This is a genomic window from Pseudoduganella sp. OTU4001, from assembly GCF_038440195.1.
In the GTDB taxonomy this organism is placed as follows: domain Bacteria; phylum Pseudomonadota; class Gammaproteobacteria; order Burkholderiales; family Burkholderiaceae_D; genus Rugamonas.
This window is the reverse complement of record NZ_JASATG010000033.1, coordinates 49,701-60,353: the sequence shown is the minus strand read 5'-3', so window position 1 is coordinate 60,353 and position 10,653 is coordinate 49,701. Positions and strand designations below refer to the sequence as shown.

The following is a 10,653-nucleotide window of genomic DNA, read 5'->3' as shown; positions in this document are numbered from 1 at the left end:
GCGCAGGCCGGGGGCGGACAGCAAGGCCAGGTGGGCCAGCAGCGACAACATCAGCGCCGCCAGGCTGGCCGGCGGTGGGAGCCGCCGCTTATTTGGCCAGTTCACGCCACAGCACGCGGCGGATCTGGCCAGCCCGGCCCATCGGGCTCAGCTCCATCTCCTCCGGCTTCGGTTTTTCGCCGTTGGCCTTCACGGTGTGGATCACCGGCGTGCCGTTCGGCAGTTTGCTGACGGTCAGGCCAACGATCGGCGACGCTTGCCACGCGCCCACCGGCACGTTCGTATTCACCGCACCGCCGGTGCGGAAATCCAACTGGTACAGCCAGCTGTAGCCGCCCGGCTGGCAATCGGTGGCGCTCGGCACCACGCTGGACACCAGCAAGGTGCCAAAGTACAGCTGCGGGTCGATGGCGACGCGTTCCCCGCTGCTCGGCAGCTCGACGTACCAGCCCGGCGCCGTGCTCCAGGTCACGGTGCGGGTGCCGCCGGTGCGCGCATGTTCGCCGCCATCGCCAAAGGCCTGCTGCACCAGCGTGCCGGGGAACGGCACCGCGGTGGCCGAATCCTTGACGCCCACGATCACTTGCCGGTCGCTGGTGGTCAGGTCGCTATCGCCCAGGTAACGTCCGGTGGCGAAGAAAATCACGCGCTGCTCGTCGACCTTGGAAACTTCCGGCGCCGTCGTAATCGGTTTGCTGCGTCCCATCGCCATCAGCAAGGTGGGCGTGCTGCTGCCCAAATCGAAACGCCACATATTGCCGTGCAGGTCACCGCCGTAGGCCGCGACGGCGGTATTGTTCCTGTCGAAGTCGTTCGCCACCAGGTTAAGGCGCGACAGGCCGCTCGGATCGGTTTCGCTGCCGGCCGTGGTACGGATATCGCGGATCAGCGCACCGGTCGCCAGGTTCAGCACGAACACATGGCCCTTGCCGTCGCCGCCCGCCACCACGCCGGTCTCCGCCACGTTGTTATAGCCGGAAGTCAGCACTGCGGCCCAGACGCCGTCGGACAGCTTGGTGATGAACGGGGTGCCGTAGGTGTAGCCAACGTTGGCGTTGTTCTCGGCCGAATAGGTCCACAGCACGCGCGGCGTCAGCGGATCGGTGATGTCGAGCGCATAGTAGCCGCGCCCGCCCTTGCCCAGGGCGCCGATCAGCACCGTTTTCCACGCTCCGTCCAGATAGGCGTCCGACACCGTGATCGGGCCATCCAGGAAGTAGCGGTGGTTTTCAGCGTAGTTGACATCGGCCAGGCGCCACAGGTTCGGCAGCACCATCGGTGGAATATAGGCCCACAACTCCTCGCCGGTATTGGCATCGAAGGCGTGCAGCATGCCGTCATTGGCGCCGGCGTACACCACACCCTGGCGCGTGCTGGTGGCGGTCTTGAAGTCCAGGTAGCCCGCATCGGTAAAGCCGTGCGGCGCCTTCTTGACGTACACCGGCTGCGAATGGATGAAGTCGCCCAGCAGCTTGTCGCGCTCGCGGTACAAGCCCATCGACACATATTTCTCGACGCCGTTCTCGGTCACGCGCTTGGTCGGATTAATACCGCGCAGGTACTTCAGCATCGCCTGCGGCGTCGCGGCGGCCTGCTGCTCGGACGACAGTTCGATATATTGGCTCAAGCGGCTGTTGACGAAGTACGAGCTGGAGACGCCGGTGCTGGCATTGGCCGAGATCTGGAACGGCACCATGGCGCGGTTGCTGTTCGAGGTCCAGATGGTGCGGGTGTCGGTGCCCCGCACCGTGTCGACCCTGTCGTTCAGCAGGGGCGATGCCTGCCAGTTCGGATTGTCGGCAATCTTGCCCGAGTCGAGGTCGAAGGTATAGGCGCTCAATTCACCATCCCACAACTGGGTGCGGTACTTGGCGATATAAATGAAATTGTCGCCAGCCGTCGGCTGCAGGTTACTGGTGGCCGCCGCTGCGCCGCTGCCGTCGACGCGCTCGATGCTGTTCAGGGCCTTGCGGATGCCGTCTTCCAGCGCGACCGGATCCTTGGCGCTGAAATACTGGCCGCGGCCATTGACTGCCGCATGCCACAGGTCGTCAATGGTTTCCTGCTCGTTGGCCTGCGGTACCGGCCAGTTCTTCGTGCCTTGCAGGATGTCGAAGTAATCGCCCGAATCGGCCGACTCCTTCTTGTAGTCGGGGCGGTAGCCCAGCGTGCCATCCACGCCCAGCCCCAGGGTGAAGGTGGTCATGTGCTGGTGCTTGGCGACGTCGTCGATGTCGGCCTTGCCGCTGCCCGGCACGATATTTTCCATATCGCTGCGCAGGTCGGTGTGGTAGTAGTAATAGGCGACGTCAGCCAGCGTCTTCTGCGCATTCACATCGCTGGCCGGCATATACGACGGCCGCTTGACGCCGGCCTGGCCGTCCTGGTCGGCCAGGCCGGATTCGCCGCCATTCCAGTAGCCGTCCGTGGCCAGGATGGTGAAGTTGCGCTGGCAGGCAAACTGGATCGGGCTGGTCGGATACACCGTGCTGGTGCCCTGGTACATCTTGCCCACCTCGTTCAGCGACGTGCGCAGCGGCGTGCCGCCGCTTGGCACCGCGCCATACAGCTGGGTGTAGAACGACGTTTTCTGGGTAGTGTCGAAGGCCGCGATCGGCAGGTTGATGGTGGACTGGTCGATCGTCGTCAGGCCGATACGGGCATGGAAAAAATCGGTATCGCGCGGATCGGCCAACAGCTCCCGGTCGCGCTTGGGCGTGCCGCGCACGTCGACAAAGGCGTGGCCGATCGAAGACTTGGCCATTTGCGCGCGGGTGCGGTACCAGGCGAACCAGGTCGCGAAGTTGCTCATCTCCTCGTCATAGGTGCAGGTGGCGCCGCTGCAATCGGTGCGCGCGAGGCCCTTGGCGAAGGTCGCGCCGGAGCGGATGTTGACCCGCTGCCAGTTGCTGAAGCGGACCTTGGAAAATTCGCTGGTCTTGTTGGCCTGGCAGGTGGTGCCGGCGTCGTTGCACCATTCGACCGTCACGTTGTAATAGTACGGTGAGCCCTTCCTGACCTTCAGCTTGAGGTAGCCGGCGGACGGATAGGAATAGGTGCCGCCGTAGATCGCTTCCCGGCAATCGGTCTCGGTCGGATCGCACCACACGCGTTCCGGGAAATTGCCAGCCAGGTCGAACGTGGTATTTGGTTCGAAACTATCGCAGCCATCGCGGCCGCCGGTCGGATAGCAGGGGTAAGCCTGCGCCGGCTCCCGATACAGCTTGTCGATCTTCTGCACGCCATAGCCGTCGCTCGGCACCTGGTCCCACGGCGACCGGTAGGCGGTGCGCCCGTTGCCGTCCGCCTTGCGCGTGCCGTCGGCATTCACCGGCCACTGGTAGCGCACATTCGGGTTGTAATACAGCTTGTTGAACGCGCTGGCGAAATACGGCGGGTCGCCCTGCTCGCACACGCCGGCATTTTCGTTGCCGGCCGCATCGCGGCACCACAGGCCGAAGACCCAGTCCGAACGCATGCGCACATAGTCGGGCATATAGTCCCAGGCCATGCTGCCCGAGTTGTCCAGGTCCAGCATGATATTGGGCAGGATCGCGACGGTGGTGGCGTTGGCCAGCGGCTTGTCCGCCAGGTCGGTACCGACCGCGCGCGACGCAACCACCAGCAGCATGCCGCTGGCCAGCAGTTTCGCGGTCCGGGTGTATTTGAAGTGTGGCCTCATGGCTTGATTTCGCATTATTGGAGAATGACCGCCTGCACGAAGCTGACGTTGGAGCGCGGGCCGTCGACCCGCACCGTGATCCGGTAGAAGACGCGGTTGGCGGCGTCGTCCCAGGAACCCGGCTGGTAGGTCAGCATCTGGCGCGAGCTGCCCAGGCTTTTGCCATCCATCGTCATGGATTCGGTGGCGCAAGTGGTGGCATTGATATTGCCCGCCGTGTTGCACATGCGGTGGATGACGTACGACACCTGGTTGCCCACCTGGTCGGTGTCCAGCCGTTCGACGGCGCTGTTGTTGTTCCAGTTCAGGTTGTCGTTGGTGGCGGTGGTGGCATTTCCGGTCAGATCCAGCGCATCCTGGCTGGTGGCGTAGTAACCGCTGGCGGCAATGTCGCTATTCAGGTTGCCGCGGTTACGTCCAAGCCACTGCAAGGCCGCTTCGACGCCGGCATCGGCGCTGATGGTGGCGCTTTGCTTGAACGCCAGGTTGCCGGCGATAAGCGTTGAGGTATCGACCGAGCGCATCAGGGCCAGCCCGGCCAGCGTCAGCGCCACCAGCACGATCAGGGTCAGGACCAGCACCACGCCCTGCTGCACGCGGCGCGGGATAAGGAGGCGCTTCATAGGATGCCCCAGATGACGTTACGCAGCGGGATCACCGTTTCGAAGACCTTGTAGCGGTAGCAGCCCCAGTCGCTTGGATAGGCGTTGGTGCGGAAGGTGGCCCAGCTGGACCAGTTGGCCACATCGGTGGTCCTGGTTGCGCTGCAGCTCTGGCCGGTCGCCGCCTTCTCGTACTGGCTGCTGCGCGCCACCATCGCCACCCGCACCGCCTTGATGCGGCGCCAGCGCGCCGGCGTCGTCGCGGCCCAGTCGCCAGTGGCGTCGACCCAGGCGGCGACGTCCTGCATGCCGTCGTTTGCCACGCCGTACTGCGCCTGCAGGTCGACGATGTCGGCCATGACCAGTTCGTCAACCACGGCCGGCGTCTTGGTGTTATCGCTGCGCACCAGCTGGCGCACGTTGGACTTGACCGAGTATTCGCGCTTGAACACCGGCGAATTGGCAGCCCCCTTGAAGCAGGACACCCGGGCGCCGGTGGTGTAGGCGGGCCAGCCGTTATCGCGCTGGTAGTTGATGGTCGGGTTGTACGGGCCGCTTTTGCCCGGGTTGTGCTGCAGTTTGAGCGAGGTCTCCAGCACCTGGGTAATGTTCATCAAGGTGCAGCTGCCGGCCTGCGACACCAGCATCAGCTCATTCTCACGGCAGCCATTGGTGGTGTTCACCTCGAGCACCGCCGACGACTGCGGCATGGTGTCGCGCAGCTTGGCGTTGCTGGGCAGCTTGAAGGTGCTGACATCCGGGTCGGAGAAATACTGGACTGCGATCTTGTCCGGGGCGCCGTTGGCGCCATCGCGGATCAGGACCGGAGCGAAGGTCAAGCCGGACAGCGGGCCTTCCGCGCCGCCGCCGCACGCTGCGTTGCGGCCGTCGCAATACGTGAACAGCCGCTCGCAGCCGGAAAAGCCGTTCATCTCCATGCCCCACCCTGCCATCTTGGTATCGCGCTCCAGCATGTACAGCGCGATGGCGCCGGCGGTCTGGGCGTCGGCGCCGCCGGTGGTGGTGCGCTTGCGCGCTTCGGCATTGGTGAAGAACTGCAGCACGACCAGCATGGACAGCATGCCGATCACCAGGCCGACCATGATTTCGACCAGGCTGAATCCTCGTTGTGTATGTCGCATGAAAAATTCCTCAGGCATTGATCTCGGCCACCGCCTGGTAGCTGCGGCGCCGCGTTTCGCCGGGCGCGGTCCAGCTGAGCGTGATGGTTACCTTGTGGCCGTCGACGGCGACGCTGCGCTTGCCGTTTGGCAGGCCAGCAAAATTCACCTCGTCCTCCACAAATACTTCCAGGTTGGAGCGCTGCGTCCACATCTGGCCCAGCAACTGGTTGGCGGCAAAACTCGCTTCGATACGGTATTTGGATTCGGTCACCTGGCGCGTCGCCGCCACCTGCATCCAGGCGAATGCCAGCACGCCGGCCGAGAAAATCACGATAGCGATCAAACCTTCAAGCAACGCGAATCCATCCTGTTTGCCAGGAATTTTTTTTCGAACCATGGGAATGCTCCTTAACCGCAGCCTTGGGGATTGGCGGGGAATGTCAACGCCGGGTCGCACATGCGGATTTGCCCGCCGCTGCCGACGGTCAGCACGTAGCGGCGCGCCTGTGAAAGCTTGGCGTTGGTGATGTCGATCCGGTTGATCTCAGTGCCGCCTCCGGCCAGCGGCGCGCGGCCCAGGCCGTCGAAGTCAACGCTGGCCAACAGGTTGCTGCCGGCGCTGATCGCGGTGCCATACTGGCCGATGGCCCGGCCGACGCCGACGCGCGCATTGCCGCCGCCCTCCGTCGCCAGGCGGCTCTGGATGGTGGCAGGGCAAGTCGCAGTGACGGCGACGCAGCCCACTTCCCACGCGACCTTGCCGGTGCTGTCGGTCAGCCTGAAGCGCACCAGCGTATTGCGGCGCAGCGACTCCATGCGCGCCAGCTGCAGCCCGTTCATCACCGACTCCGCCGCCGTACGGTTCTGCGCATCCTGCAGCCAGCGCGTAAAGGACGGCATGGCAGTCGCCAGCAGGAACACCATAATGCTGATGCCGACCATCAGCTCGATCAACGTCGCACCGCGCTGGGTGTGCATTTAGCAGCCCCCGCCTTTCTTGGTGACCCAGCAGGTAGCCGGCACGCTGCCCCAGTTGGACGGCAGCGCGGTGGTTTTCTTCTCGTTGTTCTGGTTGATCGTATAGGTAAAGCCGGTCATCTTGCCCTTGCCGACCGCGCTCAGGGTAAAGGTCTCGGCGCCCGGGATGTCGCAGCTGAACGTGAACTCGTTGCTGGTCGGCGGCGCCACCGGCGCGCCGTTATTGCAGGCGTCCGTGTACTTCCGGTTATCCTGGAAGTACTGCTCCATCTTCAGGCGCATTTCAGCCAGGGTCGCGATGGCCGGCGGAATATGGCCGCGGATCACGTGGTCCCGGTACATGGGGATGCCAACCGCTGCCAGGATGGCGATGATGGCCACGGTAACCATCAGTTCAATCAGGGTGAAACCACGGCCGCGGCACTGGGATATCTGCCTCACAAGACTTCCTTTAATAATGATATTTCTATTGCCTAAAATTAATTTGACAGAAGTTTAACCCATTTATGCAACTTATCTCGAGCAATGTTGCCTAAACGCATCATTAAGGCATTCGGCCCGCGTGGGGTAAAATGCAAGGTTTATGCGCGCGTGGCGCGCTGCCTCACCGAATGAACCGATGACCACCCTGCCTGCCGAAATCAATCCCGACGCCGTCAAGAACAGCCCGGCCGAAAAAGTCACCCCGATGATGCAGCAGTACCTGCGCATCAAAGCCGATTACCCGAACATGCTGGTGTTCTACCGCATGGGCGATTTCTACGAATTGTTCTTCGATGACGCGGAGAAGGCCTCCCGCGTGCTGGGCATTACCCTCACCGCGCGCGGCAGCCAGAACGGCGTGCCGATCAAGATGGCCGGCGTGCCGTTCCACTCGCTGGATGGCTACCTGGCCAAGCTGGTCAAGGTGGGCGAGTCCTGCGCCATCGCCGAGCAGATCGGCGACCCGGCCCTGTCCAAGGGACCGGTCGAACGCAAGGTGGTGCGCGTGGTCACCCCGGGCACCCTGACCGATTCCGACCTGCTGCCGGAAAAATCGGAACGCCCGCTGCTGGCCATGACCATGATTAACAACCGCAAGCACATCACTTGCGGCCTGGCCTGGCTGTCGCTGGCTTCCGGCGCGCTGCGCCTGATGGAGTTTTCCGGCGACCAGCGCAGCGTCAACCTGCGCCTGCAGCAGGAGCTGGAGCGCATCGCGCCGGCTGAAATCCTGCGCGGCGACGACGCCGACATGTTCGAGGAAATCACGCTGTGCCACGTGAACAATGTGCCGGCCTGGCATTTCGACGTGGTGCACGGGCACAAGGCGCTGCTCGACCAGTTGGCGGTGGCCACCCTGACCGGCTTCGGTGCGGAAGGCCTGGGCGCGGCGTTCGGCGCGGCCGGTGCCCTGCTGCGCTATGCACAGAATACCCAGGGCCGCGGCCTGCAGCACGTCAAGAGCCTGAGCTGCGAAACGGAAAACGAGTACATCGGCCTGGACGCCGCCACCCGCCGCAACCTGGAGCTGACGGAAACCATCCGCGGCCAGGAGTCGCCAACCCTGTTCTCGCTGCTGGACCACTGCCGCACCGCCATGGGTTCGCGCCTGCTGCGCCACTGGCTGCACCACGCCAAGCGCGACCAGTCGGTGGCCCGCGCGCGCCACGACGCCATCGCCGCGCTGATGCAGCACGACACCACCGGCTCGCTGGCTTACCATTTGGCCGAAGTGCCGGATATCGAACGCATCACCACCCGCGTGGCCCTGCTGTCGGCCCGTCCGCGCGACCTGTCGGCGCTGCGCGACGGCCTGCAGCAGTTGCCCAAACTGCAGCACGCCATGCTGCGCGCCCTGGGCCACGACAATGCCGAGGGCCTGCTGGCCAGGCTGCACCACGGCCTGAACTCGCCGCAGGAATGCGTCGACCTGCTGGTGCGCGCCATCATGCCGGAACCGGCCACCATGGTGCGCGACGGCGGCGTGATCGCACGCGGCTTCGATGCCGAACTGGATGAACTGCGCGGCCTGTCGGAGAACGCCGGCCAGTTCCTGGTCGACTTGGAAACCCGCGAGCGCGAGCGCACCGGCATCGCCAACCTGCGCGTCGAATACAACCGCGTACACGGCTTCTACATCGAAGTCACCAATGGCCAGGCCGACAAGGTGCCGGACGACTACCGCCGCCGCCAGACCCTGAAGAACTGCGAACGCTACATCACCCCTGAGCTGAAGGCCTTCGAAGACAAGGCCCTGTCGGCGCAGGACCGCGCCCTGGCGCGCGAGAAGATGCTGTACGACGAGCTGCTGGGCGCGCTGGCCCCCTTCATCGGCACGCTGCAGTCGATCGCCCAGGCGCTGGCCCAGGTCGACACCCTGTGCGCGCTGGCCGAACACGCACTGCGCAACAACTGGTGCGCGCCGAACCTGGTGGCCGAGCCTTGCATCAATATCGTGGAAGGCCGCCACCCGGTGGTGGAAAACCAGATCGAGCGCTTCATCGCCAACGACTGCAAATTCATGGCCGAACGCCGCCTGCTGCTGATCACCGGCCCGAACATGGGCGGTAAATCGACCTTCATGCGCCAGGTTGCCCTGATTACGCTGCTGGCCTACGTGGGCAGCTATGTGCCGGCCGCCAGCGCCACCATCGGCCCGATCGACCGCGTGTTCACCCGTATCGGCGCCACCGACGACCTGGCCGGCGGCCGTTCCACCTTCATGGTGGAGATGACCGAAGCGGCCACCATCCTGAACGGCGCCACCGAGCATTCGCTGGTGCTGATGGATGAAATCGGCCGTGGCACTTCCACCTTCGACGGCCTGGCGCTGGCGTGGGCGATTGCGCGCCACCTGATCGAATCGAGCCGCAGCTTCACCCTGTTCGCGACCCACTACTTCGAGCTGACCCAGCTGCCGGAAGCGCATCCAACCGCCGCCAACGTGCACCTGTCGGCCGTGGAGCATAAAGATTCCATCGTGTTCCTGCACGCGGTGCAGAACGGCCCGGCCTCGCAAAGCTACGGCTTGCAGGTGGCCCAGCTGGCCGGCGTGCCTCAGCAGGTGATCAAGGCTGCGCGCAAGCACCTGGCGCGCCTGGAAGCGCAGGCGCTGGATGCAACGCCACAGCTCGACCTGTTTGCGGCACCAACGGCCGACGCCAATGACGACGAGGCCGCAGCGCCAGCCGCGGCCGACCCGCGCGCCGAGGAACTGCTGGCCGCGCTGGACGACATCGATCCGGACGCCATGACCCCGCGCGAAGCGCTGGACCGCCTGTACCAGCTGAAGCGCCTGGCCCAGGCATGATCCGCCCGGCCGCCCTGCTGGTTGCAGCCGTGCTGGCCGTCGGGCTGGGCGCGGCGCCCCATGTGCACGCCCGCCACGAAAAGGCGGCGCGCAAGGGCGAGTTCAGTTTCGCCCTGCTGGGCCACAGCTTCCGCAATGGCAATGCCAAATCCGAAGGCGACGATGGTCCCGACGCCGAATTCCGCCGCTTGCTGGCAGAAGCCGGCCAGGCCGAACCGGCGTTCGTCATCGCCACCGGCATCAAGGGCGCGGGCGAAGCGTGCAGCGACCGCCTGTACACCGAGCGCCGCGAATTGATGGACAGCGCCGCACGTCCCCTGGTGCTGCTGCCGGCCGGCAGCGACTGGGCCGACTGCCGCAATACCAACGGCAAATCGAATGCCATCGAACGCCTGAACCGCATCCGCGAGCTGTTCTTCGCCGAACCGGACGCGCTGGGCAAGGGCAAGCTGCCCCTGAACCGCCAGTCCGCCATCGCCAAATTCCGCGACTACGCCGAAAACGCCTATTGGGAGCACGAGAACATCCTGTTCGTCACCATTAACGTCCCGGCGAAGAACAACCACTACCTGACCGAGGCAGGCCGCAACAGCGAATACGAAGACCGCATGGTGGCCAACCGCGCCTGGCTGCAGCGCGCCTTCCTGCTGGCGAAGCGCAAGAAGCTGCCCGGCATGGTGCTGGTGATGGAAGGCGATATCGGCGCCCACGTCGAACAGGGCTTCTTCGCCCGCCTGTCGCAGAAGAAGGACGGCTTTACCGAAATCCGCCGGCTGGTGCGCAGCCTGGCCGACAAATACCCCGGCCAGCTGCTGCTGGTCGACAGCCGCAAGCAGGACAAGGCTGCCACGGCCATTGAATGGAACAAGAACGTCGGCCACCTGGCGTTGGGCGCCGAACTGGCGACGCTGCGCGTGATCCCCGGCAGCGGCGCCTTGTTCACGCTGGGCACCGCCGACAAGGACTGAGCGATAG

General features: G+C 64.6%; 8 protein-coding genes. 2 read left to right on the top strand and 6 right to left on the bottom strand.

Annotated features, from left to right (window positions below; all coding sequences use genetic code 11):
- Positions 1–88: 88 nt before the first annotated feature.
- From AAHE99_RS22270 to AAHE99_RS22245, 6 genes are read right to left on the bottom strand one after another with little or no spacing between them, the layout of a single operon-like run.
- Positions 89–3,682 carry a pilus assembly protein gene (locus AAHE99_RS22270; RefSeq protein ID WP_342119547.1) on the bottom strand — a complete coding sequence of 1,198 codons (3,594 nt, stop codon included), beginning with the start codon at positions 3,680–3,682 and terminating at the stop codon, positions 89–91.
- A gap of 14 nt (positions 3,683–3,696) precedes the next feature.
- A complete protein-coding gene (locus AAHE99_RS22265) occupies positions 3,697–4,305 on the bottom strand; it encodes a pilus assembly PilX family protein (RefSeq protein WP_342119546.1) in 609 nt (202 codons plus the stop codon).
- Positions 4,302–5,426, bottom strand: a complete 1,125-nt coding sequence (locus AAHE99_RS22260; RefSeq protein WP_342119545.1) for a PilW family protein — start codon at positions 5,424–5,426, stop codon at positions 4,302–4,304. Before AAHE99_RS22260 ends, AAHE99_RS22265 begins: the two co-directional genes overlap by 4 nt.
- 10 nt (positions 5,427–5,436) lie before the next feature.
- Positions 5,437–5,805, bottom strand: a complete 369-nt coding sequence (locus AAHE99_RS22255) for a type IV pilus modification PilV family protein (RefSeq protein WP_342119544.1) — start codon at positions 5,803–5,805, stop codon at positions 5,437–5,439.
- 11 nt (positions 5,806–5,816) lie between these two features.
- Positions 5,817–6,386, bottom strand: a complete 570-nt coding sequence (locus AAHE99_RS22250; protein WP_342119543.1) for a GspH/FimT family pseudopilin — start codon at positions 6,384–6,386, stop codon at positions 5,817–5,819.
- Positions 6,387–6,827, bottom strand: a complete 441-nt coding sequence (locus AAHE99_RS22245; protein WP_342119542.1) for a type IV pilin protein — start codon at positions 6,825–6,827, stop codon at positions 6,387–6,389.
- Between the two features lie 178 nt (positions 6,828–7,005).
- Here AAHE99_RS22245 and mutS point away from each other — a divergent pair, with 178 nt between their 5' ends.
- Both mutS and AAHE99_RS22235 read left to right on the top strand, forming a co-directional pair.
- On the top strand, positions 7,006–9,678 hold the full coding sequence (mutS, locus tag AAHE99_RS22240) for a DNA mismatch repair protein MutS (RefSeq protein WP_342119541.1): 2,673 nt from the start codon (positions 7,006–7,008) through the stop codon (positions 9,676–9,678).
- Positions 9,675–10,646: a hypothetical protein gene (locus tag AAHE99_RS22235; RefSeq protein WP_342119540.1), complete on the top strand. Its 972-nt coding sequence runs from the start codon at positions 9,675–9,677 to the stop codon at positions 10,644–10,646. The genes mutS and AAHE99_RS22235 overlap by 4 nt, the downstream gene beginning before the upstream one ends.
- Positions 10,647–10,653: the final 7 nt, after the last annotated feature.